This window comes from Streptomyces sp. NPDC041940, assembly GCF_055589465.1.
In genome coordinates this window covers 252,193-268,431 of sequence record NZ_JBVJBP010000006.1, presented here as the reverse complement: position 1 = coordinate 268,431, position 16,239 = coordinate 252,193, and the positions used below count along the sequence as shown (strand labels likewise).

General features: G+C 70.2%; 15 protein-coding genes. 4 read left to right on the top strand and 11 right to left on the bottom strand.

The window, feature by feature from the left end; genetic code table 11:
- Positions 1-12: 12 nt before the first annotated feature.
- The 8 genes from ACZ6I3_RS13780 to ACZ6I3_RS13745 all read right to left on the bottom strand — a co-directional run bounded on the left by ACZ6I3_RS13780 (position 13) and on the right by ACZ6I3_RS13745 (position 9,590).
- On the bottom strand, positions 13-1,275 hold the full coding sequence (locus ACZ6I3_RS13780) for a M15 family metallopeptidase (protein ID WP_469414438.1): 1,263 nt from the start codon (positions 1,273-1,275) through the stop codon (positions 13-15).
- Entirely contained in the window at positions 1,272-2,753 is a 1,482-nt protein-coding gene (locus tag ACZ6I3_RS13775) for an NUDIX domain-containing protein (protein ID WP_469414436.1), read from the bottom strand. Before ACZ6I3_RS13775 ends, ACZ6I3_RS13780 begins: the two co-directional genes overlap by 4 nt.
- 56 nt (positions 2,754-2,809) lie before the next feature.
- On the bottom strand, positions 2,810-3,946 hold the full coding sequence (locus tag ACZ6I3_RS13770) for an NUDIX hydrolase (protein WP_469414434.1): 1,137 nt from the start codon (positions 3,944-3,946) through the stop codon (positions 2,810-2,812).
- Positions 3,947-4,022: 76 nt separating this feature from the next.
- Positions 4,023-5,303 carry a methyltransferase, FxLD system gene (gene fxlM / locus ACZ6I3_RS13765; RefSeq protein ID WP_469414433.1) on the bottom strand — a complete coding sequence of 427 codons (1,281 nt, stop codon included), beginning with the start codon at positions 5,301-5,303 and terminating at the stop codon, positions 4,023-4,025.
- Between the two features lie 23 nt (positions 5,304-5,326).
- Positions 5,327-7,318, bottom strand: coding sequence for an ABC transporter ATP-binding protein (locus tag ACZ6I3_RS13760; protein ID WP_469414431.1), 1,992 nt, complete (start codon positions 7,316-7,318; stop codon positions 5,327-5,329).
- Positions 7,315-7,590 carry an NUDIX hydrolase gene (locus ACZ6I3_RS13755; RefSeq protein WP_469414430.1) on the bottom strand — a complete coding sequence of 92 codons (276 nt, stop codon included), beginning with the start codon at positions 7,588-7,590 and terminating at the stop codon, positions 7,315-7,317. Before ACZ6I3_RS13755 ends, ACZ6I3_RS13760 begins: the two co-directional genes overlap by 4 nt.
- A 301-nt stretch (positions 7,591-7,891) precedes the next feature.
- A complete protein-coding gene (locus ACZ6I3_RS13750) occupies positions 7,892-8,515 on the bottom strand; it encodes a hypothetical protein (RefSeq protein WP_469414429.1) in 624 nt (207 codons plus the stop codon).
- Between the two features lie 154 nt (positions 8,516-8,669).
- Positions 8,670-9,590 (bottom strand): LysR family transcriptional regulator, encoded by a 921-nt coding sequence (locus tag ACZ6I3_RS13745; RefSeq protein WP_469414427.1) that lies wholly within the window; start codon positions 9,588-9,590, stop codon positions 8,670-8,672.
- Between the two features lie 125 nt (positions 9,591-9,715).
- Between ACZ6I3_RS13745 and ACZ6I3_RS13740 the strand changes: the two genes are divergently transcribed.
- Together ACZ6I3_RS13740 and ACZ6I3_RS13735 are read left to right on the top strand one after the other, a co-directional pair.
- On the top strand, positions 9,716-10,525 hold the full coding sequence (locus tag ACZ6I3_RS13740) for an inositol monophosphatase family protein (protein WP_469414426.1): 810 nt from the start codon (positions 9,716-9,718) through the stop codon (positions 10,523-10,525).
- 51 nt (positions 10,526-10,576) lie between these two features.
- On the top strand, positions 10,577-11,221 hold the full coding sequence (locus ACZ6I3_RS13735) for an NADPH-dependent F420 reductase (protein ID WP_469414424.1): 645 nt from the start codon (positions 10,577-10,579) through the stop codon (positions 11,219-11,221).
- 249 nt (positions 11,222-11,470) lie between these two features.
- Here the strand turns inward: ACZ6I3_RS13735 and ACZ6I3_RS13730 are convergent, their stop codons facing one another.
- Positions 11,471-11,866, bottom strand: coding sequence for an MmcQ/YjbR family DNA-binding protein (locus ACZ6I3_RS13730; protein WP_469414423.1), 396 nt, complete (start codon positions 11,864-11,866; stop codon positions 11,471-11,473).
- Positions 11,867-11,999: 133 nt separating this feature from the next.
- Between ACZ6I3_RS13730 and ACZ6I3_RS13725 the strand changes: the two genes are divergently transcribed.
- Positions 12,000-12,932, top strand: a complete 933-nt coding sequence (locus tag ACZ6I3_RS13725; RefSeq protein WP_469414421.1) for a helix-turn-helix domain-containing protein — start codon at positions 12,000-12,002, stop codon at positions 12,930-12,932.
- A 148-nt stretch (positions 12,933-13,080) separates the two neighbouring features.
- Here the strand turns inward: ACZ6I3_RS13725 and ACZ6I3_RS13720 are convergent, their stop codons facing one another.
- Together ACZ6I3_RS13720 and ACZ6I3_RS13715 are read right to left on the bottom strand one after the other, a co-directional pair.
- Positions 13,081-13,512 carry a YybH family protein gene (locus ACZ6I3_RS13720; protein ID WP_469414419.1) on the bottom strand — a complete coding sequence of 144 codons (432 nt, stop codon included), beginning with the start codon at positions 13,510-13,512 and terminating at the stop codon, positions 13,081-13,083.
- A 55-nt stretch (positions 13,513-13,567) separates the two neighbouring features.
- Complete coding sequence (locus ACZ6I3_RS13715) at positions 13,568-14,608, bottom strand: alcohol dehydrogenase catalytic domain-containing protein (protein WP_469414417.1); 1,041 nt, start codon at positions 14,606-14,608, stop codon at positions 13,568-13,570.
- A 646-nt stretch (positions 14,609-15,254) separates the two neighbouring features.
- Here ACZ6I3_RS13715 and ACZ6I3_RS13710 point away from each other — a divergent pair.
- On the top strand, positions 15,255-16,163 hold the full coding sequence (locus tag ACZ6I3_RS13710; protein WP_469414416.1) for a hypothetical protein: 909 nt from the start codon (positions 15,255-15,257) through the stop codon (positions 16,161-16,163).
- The last annotated feature ends 76 nt before the right edge of the window (positions 16,164-16,239 follow it).

The window sequence follows — 16,239 nt, the reverse complement described above, 5'->3', positions numbered from 1 at the left end:
GCTGCCGGCGCGCTAGGGCAGTTCGATCGGTCCGTAACGCGCGTACGGCTCCCTCCGCATCAGCGCGTCGTACCGGTCCGCTGCCGAGAAGTGCCACCACTCCGTCCCGTAGTTCGTAAATCCGGCTCCTTCCATGGCGTCGAGCAGCAGCGTGCGGTTGCGGTGCGCGGACTCACTGAGGTCCGGGGCGTGCGTGAAACAGGCACCGTCGCTTTCCTCGGGCGAGGCATTGACGCGGGTGCCGAGGTCGAGTTCGTGGCCGTCCTGGTCGACGAGGGTGACGTCCACGGCCGCGCCCGCGGAGTGGGGCGCGATCTCCGGCGGCGACACGTACCGGCTGGCGGCCTGGTGCAACTGCTCAGTCGTCCAGTCGGGCTGAGCGGCGGCCAGCTCCTCCCGATACTCGGCGAAGTAGCGCTGCTGGAGGGCCGGCGGCCGGTAGCCCTCGATGAACAACAGGTCGATGCCGGCGGGCAGGAGCGAGCGGGCGTGCTCCAGCCGGGTCAGGACGCCCTCGCGGACGTGGGCGAACGCGCCCTGCGGATCGTGCTTGCGTGGATCGACGCGTAGGCCGTGGTCCCGCACGTCGACGAGCGGCTCCTGGCACTCGCGCACCGGGATCGCGGCGACCCGCGGGTCGGACATCAACACCAGACTGCTCATCGAGTCTCCTTGGAACGGCTTGCACTGCGACGGTGACGACGTAGGGGCCAGGCCGGTTTCGCGCAGGATGCGCGCGACGGTGTCCTGCAACGTGCTGTCGGCCGGGACCACGGTCTCCAGACCGCCAGGCAGCAGATCCAGCTCGCGGTACCAGGAGACGAGGTGGTCGTCGGTGACCTGCTCCAGGTACGCGGCATCCGCCTTCGAGGCGTGCCGGGCCAGCGTCGCCTCCAGCGGCACGTCCAGGTAGTAACAGCTGGAGACGCCGCGGTGGTCGCGTACCAGAGACGTGATCATGTGGCCGTAACGGTCCGCGTAGAGGATCCCTTCGAGCACGACGTGAAAGCCTGCGTCCAGGGCTTCGCGCGCGATCCTGCCCAGCAGGGCGATGTTGGCGCCGCGCGCGGTGTCGTGTTCCCTGAGCACGTTCCGGCGGATCACGTCCTGGCCCACGATCGCGATCCCGCGACCGTGGTGATCTCGCAGGCTCTGGGCCACGCTTGACTTGCCCGACGCCGAGTTGCCGCGGATCACCACGAGGCGGGTGTCCGCACGGCCGGCCGCAAGTGCAGCGGAGGGGCGGCGGTGTGCGCCGCTCGGTGTGCCGGTCACGCGGGCCACCCCGTCTCGCTGTACAGCTCCCCGTTCCGGATTCCCTCGATGGCCACCCGGGTGTACGGGACGAGGTTGTCGGGGAGGGCGGCGGGGTCCCAGAATCTCCACTGGGTGCACTTGTCCGGCTCGCGCAGCTCCGGCTCGCCGCTCCAGGCGCGGGCGCGGAAGAACAGGCCCATGCGGGGGCGGTCCCCGGCCTTGTCGATGTGGTGGACGACGTGGACGAGTTCGACGTCCTGGCGCTCGATAAGCAGGGCGGCTTCCTCCCGTGCCTCCCTGATCAGGCAGGTGATGGCGTTCTCCTGTTCGCAGTGGCCGGCCAGGGCGTGCCAGGTGGACGGCGCGAACGCGGAGTCGGGATGGCGTAGCCCGAGCAGCACCGTCCCGTCGGGGCGCTCCAGGTAGAGGTGGACGCCGATGACGTTGAGGACCGTGCCGTGCGGCGAAGCCCGGCGCACCTGCTGCGGTGCGAGCCCGCTGTGCGGCGCGGTGCCGGCCGGGAGGCCGGCGGCGTGGCGCCGCACGAGGTCGCTGGTGGTGTCCGCGATACGCAGGCGATGGAGGTCGTCGGGGGCGAACCAGGCCAGCATCACCCCTTCGGTCAGGTCGAGTTCGCGCGGGTCGCCGTTCCAGCGGCCGGCGTGGACGGCGATGGGCACGGTCGCGCCGGCGTCGTCGGAGGCGTACTCGGTGCCGAACGGGGCCAGGTCGGCGATGTCGAGGCCGGCTTCCTCGGCCAGTTCGCGCCGTACGGTGTGTTCCAGGGTGGCGTCCTGGGGTTCTCGGCCGCCGCCCAGCAGGGACCACATGCCCGGCTCCCAGATTCGGCCGGGGAAGTAGTCGCGCAGGTGGAGCAGGTACTCGCCGCGGTCGTTGTAGATCAGGGCGGAGGCGTTGGCCGTCTCCGGTTCGGTTTGGAGCGGGAGCTTGAGCAGCTTCTCGCGCAGGGAGGGGGAGGTCACCCTGTTCACGGGCCGCCACTCGATACCGCCGACCTCCTCTTCCTGCAGCACCACCGGCACCTCGTTCGCGGTGTTCAGGCGGAAGAGGAACCAGAGGTCGAAGTGCTGGTGCCCGGGTTCGCCTTTGCCCGGGCGGGCGTCGACGTCGTGGATGTCGATGTCGAACGGCACCGTCTCGTAGCCGGGCCACGGCGTGACGGCCTGGGGCGGGATACCGGTCTCCTCGTGCAGCTCCCGCAGCGCCGCCCCGGCCAGGGACTCGTCGGCGGGCTCGGTGTGTCCGCCTGGAGCGAGGATCCTCCCGCTCGCCAGGTGCAGCACGTGCAGGACGCGGCCGAGCGGGTCGACAACGATCGCGCCGCAGGTGACGTGTCCGGTGAAGGTGGAACGATTGGTGATGTCGGCGGGCCGGTCGAGGGCTTCCAGTAGGCCGCCGAGTTGTACTCGCTCGTGAGGGTGGCGGGCGAGGTAGGTCTCGACGATCGTGCGGATGTGTCTGTGCGACAGCGGCATGGGTGTACCTCAGAGGGCTCGGAGCGGGACGAGTCGAGGTGGTGTGGTCGTTCGTGTCAGCTCAGCCGCATCCCCTCCGCGGGGACTTCCTTGATGGCGGTGGGGCGGGAGGTGGGCAGGCCCCACCGCTCGCGAGCCGTGTCCGAGGCGAGCTGGGCCTGCCGCGCACCTGGCGGGCCCCATCCCAGCAGGGCGGCTGCCTGGGCGGGGGTGGTGAGCAGGCGTGCGAAGGGGTGGCCGGTGGCGGGGTCGATGGCCGCCGGCCCGATGTCGGTGACCCGGGCGGCCAGGCGGAGGCGGGCGTTGGGCCCGACACCGCCGTAGACCTCGCCGGTCTCGTCCAGAATCCAGCCCAGTCGTGCCGGGTCGGTGAGGGTGAGCTGGGCTTCCTCGGCCGCTTCGCGGTGGAGGGTGTCCTCGGGAGTCGGGTCGGTCTGCTCCACGGTGCCGCCGGGCAGCATCGGCAGCGTGCCCTGAGGGCGGGGGTCGGCAACGAGGACGACCCGGCCGTCGGGGACGAAGCACCACGCCCAGGCTTGCCGCACGGGGAGTTCATCGGGGACGGGGCCGTGGTTGAGGGGGCTGTCCCAGTGAGGGCGGTAGCGGACGTGGACGTCATGGCGATCCAGCACCGGGACGTCGAGGACGTGCCGGCCGTCGGCGAGGTGCGCGGCGCCGGTGTGCCCGAGCCGGGCACGGTAGGCGGCGAGCATGATCTGCCCGTCCACGGGCCGCAGCCGCTGCACCGCGTCCCGGGTCTCCAGGAAGGCGTACTCGGACAGCTCCTCACGCGGCAGGTGGATCGCCGCCACCTGGTCGGGGATGAGGCTTCCCCCGTCGAAGACGAACCGGACCTCCCCAGGGCAGGTGGTGCCGGGCTGGAGGTCGGGGTGGTGCGCGGAGAGGGAGTGGACGGCGAGCACGGCCGACAGCGGCAGATCCAGGCCCAGTTCCTCGGTGATCTCCCGTCGGCAGGTGACGTGCGGGTGTTCGCCGGCTTCGACGACGCCTCCGGGCAGCAGCCACGAGTCGTCCTTGCGGTAGGTGGGGTGCACCAGCAGGACCCGGCCGACCTCGTCGGTGATGATCGCCGCGGCGCCGAGCCACACCGCATGCCGGGATGCTTCGTACTGCGCTGCCGGCACAGCGGCGCGCGCGGTGAGGTGATCCGAAGGTGAGACGGGAGAAGCCATGTGGCTCTGCCTTTCGGGCGGTGGACGGGCGAGGGTTCAGCGCGGGCCGGCGAGGATGATCGGGAGATACCGCTGTTCATCCGGGGCTGCGGCCCCCCGCGCTGCTGGGCACGTTCGGCCAGTCCACGGTGATGCGGGTGTGCTTCTTGGCGAACACGTGCGGTTCGTGGTCCGTGTCGGCGGGGGTACGGCCGGTTGCCGGGCGGGCGGTGATGAGGGGGCATCGGGCGCCGCGGTGGTTGCGCTGCCAGTGCGCGACCTGCTCGGCCATCTCCTGTGCGGCGAGGTGTCCTTGGTCGCCGTAGCCGTGGACGACGAACTCGTAGCGGCCCTGGCCGTCGTCTCCGTCGCCGATGCGCTCATGGGTCAGCCGGGCGAGGGAGGCTCCTCGGACGATGGCGGCGCCGGGCCAGTGCTTGGGCGGCGGGTTCAGGACTCCGTTGTCGCCCTCGGGGTCGACTTCCAGGCGGCAGAAGCCGGGCAGGGCGCCGGCGAGGTAGAGGGTGAGGGCGTCGAAGGGTTCCTGGCCGCCGACGGTGATGTTGGTGCGGGTGATGGCCGGCTCGCGGGTGAGGGCTGGGGCGAGTTGGTCGACGGGCAGCGGGGTGCCGTCTTCCCAGGACAGGTGCACACCGGTGCCGGGGACGGTGCGGCGGTCGGTGTTCCAGGCGCCGTCGCCCCGCATGGCGACGAAGCCGCAGACGATGAGCGGCTCGTCGCTGTGCAGTGTCCCCTCGTCCTTGGTGAAGCCGATGGCCCAGTGGTAGCCGTGCAGTCGCAGCGGCGCGATGAGACGGCCTCCCTCGGCGAGGGCGTCGATCCAGGGCAGGTCCCAGGTTTCGACGGTGACCACGATGGCGTTGAAGCCGCCGTGCGGAACCAGTCCGGCGGGCACGCGCTCGGCGTCGGCGGTGACCACATGGACGTGGTCGTATCCGGTCTGGGTCAGGAAGCGGGTGGCCCTCTCGGTGACGGCCGGGTCGATGTCGAGGGTGGTGACGTGACCGGTCGGGCCGGCGAGTTCGGCGATGAGGGATGCGTTGTAGCCGCCGGAGCCGATCTCCAGCACGCGGTGGCCGGGCTGGATGCGGGCGGCTTCGAGCATGTCGGCCTGCAGCCAGGGCGCGGAGACGGAGCTGATGACGGTGCCGTCGTCGCTGCGGCGGGTGGTGACGGTGTCGTTGGCGTACGCAGCTTCGAGGGGCGCCTCCGGGGCGAAGGCGTGGCGGGGCACCGTGCGCAGGGCGTGGTCGACCGCCGGGGTGCGGATGTGCCCGGCAGCGGTCAAATGGTCGGCCAACTGGTGGCGCAGGAGGGTGGCTTCGTCGAGGTCCGTGGTGATGGGGCGTGTGGTCACGGTGGGCCTTTCGGTCGAGCGGGTCATACCTGATCAGGGACGGTGGGCGCAGCCGGGTTCGGGATGATCGCGGCCGGGGCGTACTGGGCCGCCTGGGCGTCGAACATGGCGGCGTACCGGCCGCGGGCGGCGATGAGTTCGTCGTGGGTGCCGTGCTCGGCGAGGTGTCCGCTGTTGAGGACGTAGATGTGGTCGGCGTGCCGGACGCCGGACATGCGGTGGGTGACCAGGACGACGGCTCGGTTCGGCGCGGCGAGGCGGCGGATGCGGTCGAAGGCTTCGATCTCGGCTTCGGGGTCGAGGGCGGAGGTCGGCTCGTCCACGATGAGGATGCCGTCTGCCTGTGATGTTGAGCTACGCCAGTGTGTGCGGGCCAGGCCGACTTTCTGCCATTCGCCGCCGGACAGTTCGATGGCGCCGCGGAACACGCGGGCCAGCAGACTGCGCAGGCCGTCGGGGAGTTTGGTGATGACGGGGCCGGCGACGGCGTAGTCGACCGAGGGCTTCAGGTCTTCGTCCGTCGCGGGGTGGTCGGGGCGGCCGAGGCGGATGTTCATCGCGGCGGTGACCGGCCAGCGCTGAAAGTCCTGGGTGAGCAAGGAGACCCGCTCGAAGACCTGGGCCCGGTCCAGTTCGGTGAGGTCCGCCTCACCCCAGCGCAGCGTGCCCGACTCGGGCAGCAGCATGCCTGAGAGGATCTTCATCAGGGTGCTCTTGCCGGAACCGTTCTCGCCCACCACGGCGGTGACCGACCCCATCGGCAGCGTCAGGGACACCCCGTCCAGGGCCGCGGTCTCCCGGTCGGGGTAGCGGTAGGTGACCTGTTCCAGAACGATTCCCTCGACCCGTTCCGGTACGGGCGCACCGCCGGCGGGCAGCGTCCGCCGGCCGGCTTGCGTGAGGAAGCGGCCGTGGTCGCGGACGTAGAGGCTCTCCTCGTGCAGCTGGTTGATGTTCATGACCAGCGCGCCCAGGCTCGCCGAGCCGGCCCGCACGGCGATGACGGCGGTCCCGGCGACGGCGAGGCTCATGTGCCCGGCCATGATCAGCCAGAACATGGCCCCGTAGGTGGCGGCCATCGCCAGTCCGGACAGCGCGGAGGCGACCCACTCGGTCAGGGCCTTGCTGGAGGCCAGGCGTTCCTGCTCGGCCTCGGCGCTCTCGGCCATGCGTTCGTAGCGGCTGAGGAGGAAGGCGCCGACGGCGTGGAGACGGACTTCCTGGGCGGCGGTGCGTTCGGTGAGCAGATTGCCGATCAGGCGGCTGGCCCGTACGTGCTCGATCCAGCTCATCACCGACACGTACCGTTCCTGGGCCACGCGCATGGCGCCCCAGCCGCGCGGGGCGGCGATGAGGATCAGCATGGGCAGCAGCGCGGGGTGCAGTACGGCGAGGACGCCGGCGGTGGTGATCAGGGAGATGAGGCCGTTCAGCGCGGCGACGCAGGCGCTGATCATGCGGCGGGCGGAGCCGGGGCCGTGCTGGGCGATGTCGACGAGCCGCCGGAAGTCGGGGTCGTCGATGGCTTCCAGTTCGACGCGGGCCGCGGCGGCCAGGTACTGAGTGGTGGCGATCCGCTCGACCTTGGGCTCAAGCCGCCCTGCGCGGGAGGTGGACCAGGCCGACAGAGCGGAGTTGACGACGCCGATGATGGCGGCGGCCAGTAGGCCAGGTAGGAGGGCGTGCAGCCGCTCGGCAGCGCTGCCGCTGCCGGCGAGCAGGGCGTGCATGACGGCGTTGACGGCGAGCAGGCCGGCGGCTGCGGCGATGCCCTGGCCGATCTCGCTGACTACGACCGACAGCAGGGCACGCCGGTCTGCCTGCCAGGCCATGCGCAGCGTGCCGCCGACGAGGCCGGGCATGGAGCGCAGCGCGGACATCATGGTCAGGTCCAGCGTCGCGTGCTCGTGCTGGGACCAGCCCATGTCGTAACGCAGGGGCCCGCCGAACAGCTCCTGTTCGGCGTCGGAGACCTGCGGGTCGGCCATCGTGACCGGACCGAAGAACCTCTTCACCGGGCGCCTCCCGCAGGCCAGTTGGTGGCCCGGTAGTACGGGCCGTGCGTGAGCAGGTGGAAGATCGTCGCGGTGTAGGGGTGGCAGTGCGGCGGCGGTGTCTCCATGGGCACCCAGAAGAGCCCTTCGTGCTTGTCCGGCTCGGCGTTGTACGGCTCACCCGACCAGGACTGAGCGACGAACACGGCGGTGATCCGGCCCGGCGCGAGGGCGTCGCCATGGCGGAGGCTGTAGGCAGGGACCGGCGACGGGAGACGAGTGAGCTGCGTCATGCCAGGTACCTCGTATCCGGTCCTGATCCTGTGGAGAGCTGGGAGTTGAGGTCGGCGGCAGCACGAAAGATGCTGCCCGGGGAGGCGGTGGCATTTTCGAACGCAGGATGAACGAGGGCAGTGCGGCGTACGGGATGCATGGGGACTCCTCCGGGCGAGATGCGGACAGGTGATCGGGTAACGGCGGGTCTGCTGTCGCCGTAACGGGTGGATGCGGGCGAAATCTAGAACCTGATTTCGAATACCGGGCCCTCTCCTTCTGTGGTCGGATGGGGCGGGCTGTGATGTTCTGTTCGATCACTCATGTGGGTTGCGGTACCTCCTTCGGGGGATTGCCTGCGGTTGCCCCTGCCCCGGTGGGGTCCAGCTCCAGGGCGGACAGGCCCGCCCGGGTCTGGAACACAGCGGTCGACGGATCCGGATGGCGAGCTGTCCTTGGGGCGGCAGTGGGCGCGCAGGATCTGGCCGACAGGGCTTCCCAGGATTCCGTGGGCCGGGTGGTGTCGATCAGGTCGCGGGCCTGCTGATCGAGGCCCTGTTCCATCAGAGCCATGATCTTGATCTGGCGGACGTCGAGGAGCCGGTTGCCGATGCCGTGGTGCTGGGCCAGTGCCTCGGCCGCCTCGGTCCACCGGCCGATGCGGGCGAGAGCGCGGGCGCCGTCCACGAGCAGGGCGCCCCGCAGCTCCTGGCACACCGTGCGGTGATCCTCATCCGTGCCGGTCAGAGCGGACAGGTCGACGGTACGGCCGTCGATGTCGGTCTCGTTCCGGTGCCGGGCAGCGTCGTTGAGGCAGAGCAACAAGCTGTGGGCGGTCTCGCCTTGGTCGTCGCGGGTCAACAGCCGGGCGAGGTTGACGAGCGGGATCAGCGACATGACGGCGACCGGTCCGCTGAGGCGGCCGCTTCCTCGCCGCCATGGCATCAGCGGCAGCCGAGGGGGGCGGTCAGGCGGTGTAGCCCGCCGCCTGGGATTCCAGGCCACCAGATGCACCGATGCACCGATGCACCGATGCGACGATCGAACCCGTGATGCCGGTACGGGTTGCAAGACCCACCGGGGCTGATCCTGCCGGACGTTACTGGTCAGCAGTTTGTGGAGCGGTGAACAGGGCCTCCAGGGCACGGGTGGCTGTGTCACGCAGCCACGTGTGGGCGGGGTCGCCGTCGTGACGCTGATGCCAGAGCAAATGGAGTGGCACATCAGGCAGTTCGAGCGGCAGCGGCAGTGTGGTCAGGCCGAGCTGGTGGCGGGTGGAGCGGGTGGCTGAGTCGGGCAGGGTGACCACGAGGTCGGCGTCACAGGCGAGTTGCAGTGCGGTGGCCGTGCTGGGGGCGGAGGCAATGACGCGGCGCTCGTGGCCGAGAGCGGCCAGGGCGACGTCGATCCGGTCGTGCAGGCGTCCGCGCCGGGAGACGGTGAGGTGACTGGCCGCCGCGTACCTCTCGATGGTCACGGGCTGTTCGGTGAGCGGGTGGCCCGGCCGGACGGTGACGACGAGCCGGTCGCGGCCGATGAGGCGGTGGCGGATGTCGGGCAGGGAGGGCGGGCCGGCGCTGGAAGCGAGGTCGATCTCTCCGCGGCGCAGTTCGGGGGTGTCGTCGCCGGGCTCGGCCGTGAGGCGCAGTTGCACCCCGGGAGCCTGGCGGTGCACGGCGGCGATCAGGGCGGTCCCGCAGGTGGTGGTGAGGGCGTCGTGCCAGCGGACGGTGAACACCCGGTCCAGGGTCGCAAGGTCGAGTTCCGTCTGAGCGGACAGCAGGTGGTGGGCCTGCTGTACCAGGGTGTGGACCTGAGTGCGCATGGCCAGCGCGCGGGTGGTGGGGGTCATGTGGCGTCCGGTGCGGACCAGGATCTGGTCGCCGGTGGCCTTGCGAATACGGCCCAGGGAGCGGCTCATCGCGGGTGCGGTGACGTGGAGGCGGGCTGCGGCCCCGGCCACGCTGCCCTCTTCCAGCAGGGCGTCCAGGGCGGTGAGCAGGTTCAAATCCAGTTGCATGCGAGTAACTGTACGAGTGAACACCATGCACTTGTTGTTAACGGTCAGGCCTTCTACCTTCGAGGTGCGGGGCCGAGGGAAGCACCCACAGTCACCCCGCTTCCGCCGAATCCAGGGAGTACGCCATGACCACAGCCATGCCTTCCGGCCCCGACGCCACGCTCCTGTCCGTAGTGACCGCCGTGGTGAAGCACGCCGGAGTCACCTTGCGGGAGCGCTACACGACTCATGCCCGGGGCGTGAGCCTGGCGGAGGTCGTCGGCGAGATCCACGCGAACGACGACGCGGTCCTCGCCGTCATGCGTGAGCCGCTGCTCGAGGCCCGTCCGGGGTCGCAGTGGGCGGAGGACGAACTGGCGGGCGGCGCACTACCGGCGGGGGAGTGGTGGGTCGTCGACCCGGCCGAGGGCAACATCAACCACGTCCACGGCATGCCGGACTGGGCCGTCACCGCCACCCTGGTGCGCGACAACCAGCCGCTTCTCACGGTCGTTCACCTCCCGCTGACCGGTGACACCTACACCGCCGCCGCCGGCGATGGCGCCCACCTGAACGGCCGTCCCCTGGCCGTGTCGGCCAAGAACGACCTGGGTGCCGCGCTGATCGGCACCGGACAGGCCCGGCCCGGCGAGAGCACCCACACCTTCCGCCGGATCGGCGCGTCGGTCACCGCCATGCTCACCGCCGGCCTCGTCGTGCGTGTGTCCGTCCCGGCCACGCTGCAGCTCATCCACGTCGCCGCCGGACGCATGGACGCCTTCTGGCAGTTCTCCGACGTCCGCTCAGGTCTCGTCGCCGGTGCCCTGTTGGTCACCGAGGCCGGAGGCACCGTCACCGACCTGGAGGGCAAGCCCTGGAGTGCGGCAAGCCGCGACTTCCTGGCCGCCGCTCCCCACATCCACACCGCCGCGCTCGACGTCCTGTCCTCGATCTGACCGGCCGCCACCCTCCATCCGAACCACCCAGTCCGCAAGGAGCACCCCGCCATGACCAGCATCGGCATCCTGGGCGCCGGCCGCGTCGGTACCAACCTCGCCCACGCCCTCACCGCAGCCGGACACCACGTCACCCTCGGCCGCCGCAAGAACGGCAATGAGACAGGCACCCCGCTCGCGGCGGGAGCCCCCATCCGCTACGCCGACCACGCCACCACCGCCCGCACCGTGGACATCGTGATCAACGCCACCCCCGGCGACAGCACCCTGGACCGACTCACCGCCCTGCGGACCGAACTCACGGGCAAGGTCCTCCTCGATCTCTCCAACGCCACCTACGACGACGCCGACGGCCTGCCCGGCGGCCTGTGCTACCCCGGCGGCAGCCTCGCCGAACAGCTCCAGACCGCCCTGCCGGACACCCACGTCGTCAAGAGCCTCAACACCATGCTGTTCATGGTCATGACCGCCCCCGCAGCACTGGCCACCCCGCCCACCGCCTACCTCTCCGGAAACGACGAGCAGGCCAAGAAGACCGTCACCGGCCTCCTCGGCGACCTGGGCTGGCAGCCCGCCTGGATCGAGGACCTTGGCGACATCACCACGGCCCGCGCCACCGAAGCCACGGTCCTCCTCGTCCCCCACATCATCCGCCGCAACGGCTTCACCCCCTTCGCTGTCTCCCTCGCCCGCTGACCAGGCCCACCAAGAGCAAGTCCCGCCGCCCTGCCACGCCGAGGGCGAGCCACCGAGCGCAGCCGCCGAGCCCACCACGTTCCGCCCCGAGCAGCGCCATCGCACCGGCGATACATGAAGTCCCCACCGCTTGGGCGCGATCCGTCGGCCCGGCGTGATGCAGGCGTAGCCGCGCTCCATGGCTCGTGCACGCTCGGGCTCGCACTTGACGCCTTGCGTGCCGTGCCTGAAGCCGGTCTCCGGCCGTGGTCACCGGACCTCCTTCGTTCGGGCGCCGTAGGTGTGGGGGTCGACGGGTTGGCCGGCCTTGGGCAGGTGGGAGACGACGAGCCGGTAGGACTCGGTGACGAGTTCGCGGACGAGGTCCTTGTCGACGGTGTCGCCGCCCTCCAGGGTGATCCAGTGCTTCTTGTTCATGTGGTAACCGGGGGTGATGTGGCTGTTCTCGTCCCGCAGCGCACGCGCCTCGCCGGGGTCCGACTTGAGGATCACGACGGGACGGCCGGGAACCTCGGTCATCAGCATGAAGACCTTGCCGCGGACCTTGAAGACCTCCCAGTCGGGGCCGAACGGGTGGTCCAGCTCCGCTCCGGGAAGCTCCTCGGCGCAGTCGGCGGCGGTCTTGTGCAACGTCGTTCCGTTCATGGCCTCGTACTCCTCACGGGGACTAGGCGCCAGCAGGGGCGTCCGTTGACGGTCGGCTGTGCACGCCTGTGCGGCGGCGCTTCCCATGCTGACCCGGAAACCGGCAAATGAGGCGGTAGACTGCGGACACGTGATGGTCAGCAGGCGACAGGACGAGCAGGACCGCGTGCCCCTGTACGGCTTCCAGCCCCCGGTCGGTACTCCCTTCGGGCTGGAGGTGACCACCGTGGAGGACTTCTTCACCCAGCACGACGACTGGCCGTGGAACCCGCCGATCCCGGGCCACGCCACGTTCCACTACCTCATCGCGGTCACTGACGGCGAGCTGCTGCACGACGTCGACCACGCCACCCGCACCGTCGCCCCCGGCCAGTGGCTGTGGGTGCGGCCCGGGCACGCACAGTGCTGGCACCCGCCGGGCTCCGCCCGCGGCCCGTTCATCCTGTTCGAGCCGGATGTGCTGCGGCCCGACATCGCCCGCCTGCTGGCCCCGCTCACCGCGCACGACGCCCCGCCCGTGCTGACCCCGCACGCCGACGACGCGCCATGGCTGCGGCAGACCGCGCTCCAACTCCTGGACGAGCACATCGCGTTGGGCCGCCGTCTGCTGGACGCCCACCACGCACTGCGGCGCAGCCTGCTGGAATCGCTGCTGCTGCGCCTCGCGTACTCGCCAGGCATCACCCGGGCCGATCACGCCGCCGCACCCGACACGTACGGGCGGTTCCTGGACGCCCTGGAGCTGCACTTTCGCGACATGCACCAAGCCGCGGAGTACGCCGACCTGCTGGGCTGTTCGGTACGCACCCTGAGCCGCGCCGCCCGCCGGGCCACCGGCAAGGGGGTACGCGACCTCATCGACGAACGACGCCTCCTCGAGGCTCGCCGGCTCCTCGGCAACGCCGGAGGGAGCGCCCGCGCGGTCGCCGCCCATCTCGGCTTCACCGACACGTCCAACTTCGGCCGCTTCTTCCGCCGCCACACCGGCCTCACCCCCGCTGCCTACGCGACCCGTGCGGTGGTGAACGGCCCGGTCACGGACGGCTCCGGCGGGCCGAGGGCTTGAGCGAGTCGCGCAGGTACCGGCCGGTGACACTGTCCGCGCTGTGGGCGACCTGAACTTGCTTACGTGGGAGGGGAGTTCGTCGCCCACCGCGTGGTCCTTCAGGGCCGGGAGGAGGCTTGGTCGGTCCTGCTGCTTCGGTTCCTGCCGGTCAGGAAGCGATCTTTTCCGTCACGGTCTCGGAGAACGCCCAGTTGGAGTGCACGATGCGCCACTGACCGTCAATCAGGCGGTAGCCGTGAGTGGCGTTCCAGGCGCGCAGCTGCTTCTCCCTGCCGTTCTCGTCGAGAACGAAGGTGCGCAGGTTGTACGCAAGGACGGCGAGGTCACCGCTGTCGCTGACGTGAACCTGCGGGTTGAGATACTCGCTGCGCACGATGTGCGGGTTGGAGTAAATGGAGTCGATCCACGCGATGACCTTGTCTCGGCCGACCAGAATGTTCTCGAGGATCGGATCGAAATAGCTGACCTCCTCGGCGAAGCAGTCGAGGTAGCCGCGGTTGTCCCCGGCGCTCCACCGCTCGTTGAACGACTTCTCCAGCTCGATGATGGTCTTGCTGATTTCTTCCCTGTTGACGCCCATGGCGCTTCCTTTCACATGTCTTACTGTCGGCCCGACAGGCCAGTGGATGTGCTTCTCAGGTGTCGAGGCTGTCGCCGTCGTCGAGTACGACGACGTGCTTGCCGGGCGTGGTCCCGGCCTCGACATCAGCCTGGGCGGCTCGCACCTGCTCCAGCCCGTGGTAGACCTTCGCGACCGGCGCCTTGAGCCGCCCGTCGGCGATGGCCTGCAGCTGCCGCTGGAAGACCGGCGCCGGCAGATCGCGGGCCTCGCCTCCGTAGCTGGTCAGCCGCACCCCGAACGGGATCATGAACGGACTGAAGTCGGAGATGCTCCACGCCCCCGCCAGGGAGCCGGTGAAGCAGACTGTGCCGTGCACGCGTACGCAGCGCAGGGTGTCCGGCAGCACCGAACAGCCCACCAGTTCGAGGGCGGCGTCCACGCCACCCGGCGCGATGGAGCGGATCTGCTCGGCGATGCCGCCGTCGTCCACGACCGGATGGTCGACCCCGACGGAGCGCAGGTCGTCGGCCCTGACCGCGTGGCGCGTGGTGGCGATGACCGTGGCGCCGAGCTCCGTGGCCAGTGCCGCCGCACTCAGCCCCACCGTGGAGGTGCCGCCGCGGATCAACAGCGTCTGCCCGGCCTTGAGGTCCAGACCGGTGGTCAGTGATCCGTAGGCGGTCTGGAACATCTCCGGCAGCGCGCCGAGCACGTCCCAGGGCAGGTTCGTCTCGAACGGGATGACCTGATCAGCCGGCACGGTGACGTACTGCGCGTACGCGCCGTCGAAAGACCGGCCCATGCCGCCCATCATCGTCGCCACCTGCTGCCCCACGTGCAGCCCGCTGCCCTCGGGTGCGAGGTCGACGACCCCCACGCCCTCGATGCCGGGGATACGCGGGTAGGTCACCTCCGAATCCGACTCACCTTTCCGGGTGGTGACCTCGGACTCGTTGACCCCGAACGCCTTCACCTTGATACGCACCCATCCCGGTGCGGGCTCGGGCACCGGCATCGTGGTGAGCCGGAGCGCGTCCAAGCCGCCGGTTTCGGCGACGACGACGGCTCGCATCGTCGCCGCCGCGCCACCGTTCGCCGCTACGGGCTTGTTCATGCCGGTCTCCCTGCAGTGTTGCGGCTTCTCCCGCGGCCAGCCGCACGGCTTCGACATCCATCGCGCGCACCCACGGGCAGGTCCTACGAGTCCGCAGCACATGATTGCCGCGGCGTTCCCTCATCTTGGCCCGCCTTTCGATGAGGCGGACCGTCGGCTGCGGACATGTGGTGGTCAGCCAGTGACACCTCAGCGAAGGTCGCAGGATCGCGGGCGGGGCCGAGTCCGCGGAGTCACGTGGGAGGTAGGCTGCCGCCCGCTTCGGCAGGCTCGCTGGCAGCAGCGGCGGCCCGAGGGCTCCGTCACCCGCCTTCGGTACCTCGCCTGACGGCGCGCCCGCAGCGGAGGCTTATTGATCATTGCGGGACAGCCCTTAGGGCCGGGTCGGAGGTTCGACGAGCGCAAGCACCAGCACGCTTGCCGTGGGACGCTGGGCGGTCTTCCCGAATGACGAGAACGGCGGCGCCGCGGTTGTGGCGTTCGTCGTCCTCGCCGTCATCGGACGCCGTACTGATCCGTTGCTTCACCATCAGGACCCGCACCGACCGCCTCCAGCGGCTGGCCTGGTCGCCGCTCGCCGGGGGTGGTTTCCTGTTGGTCTTGGTCATGAGGTCGCTTCACATGTCATCGGGGGATCGGGGGGTCTATGCGTTCGGCGCTCATATGGCTCGTACGGCTGTGCTCGCTCGCGGCGTGGGTCTCGGCCGCCGTCGCCTGCATGTGGCTGCTGGGGGCCACCGCCATGGCCCGGCCCTGGCACGAACCCTTCGTCTGGGGTGCCGTCGCCGTGGGGTGTGCGGTGGCGCGGGTGGTGGCGCTGTGCGTGCTGCGCGGCGAGCCCAAGGCCGACGGGTTCACGGACGAGTACTGGGTCAAGCTTCGCACCGGTGCCCTCTGGACCCTCATCGCGTTCTCCTCCGCCGTGTTCGCCGCCGCCCTCCTGACCTCGTCCAACGCAGGCGAGAAGCTCGACGCCCTGCGCGACGCGGGCGCGGAGGTGAGCACCGCGACGGTCATGGAACGGCAGTCGACACGAGAGGAGCTCGGCGACGGTGTCGTGAAGGGATACGCGTCCCGGCTCGTGGTCTCCGTGCCCGGCGGTGCCGACGGGCTCACCGTGCGCGGCGCCTACACCTATGAGAAGCCCGGCAAAGGCACCGAGGTCGAGGTCCTGTGGGCCCGGTCCGACCCGGGTCTCGGCGGTTACGTCAACGAGAGCAAGGACCTGCCCACGCTCGCGGGGAACCGCTGGAAGGCCTTCCAGGGCGACGAGTTGGGCATGGGCTCGCTGATCGCCTTCATCGTTGTCGCAGTCATCGGCGCGATCCTGACCCCTGTGTTCACCCTCGTACCCGACGCCGACGGCCTTCAGGAGGTGGCCTGGTCGGCGCCGTTCCAGGCAGTGCGCACCGCGCTGGCCGTGCTGGTGTTCTGGGGCTGGAGTCCCCTGATGCTTGGGAGCCAGCCGAGCCTGCCGCAGATGCTCATCGTCGTCGGCAGCTTCTGCCTCGTCCTGCTGGGGTACGTCCTTACGTCGCTCCGCGGCTTCGGCTGAGGGCGCGGGCAGCGACGACTATCTAGTGCTGTCAAGTGTCTCTACAGGTCAATGCGTTGATGCCGTTCTCCGGGTG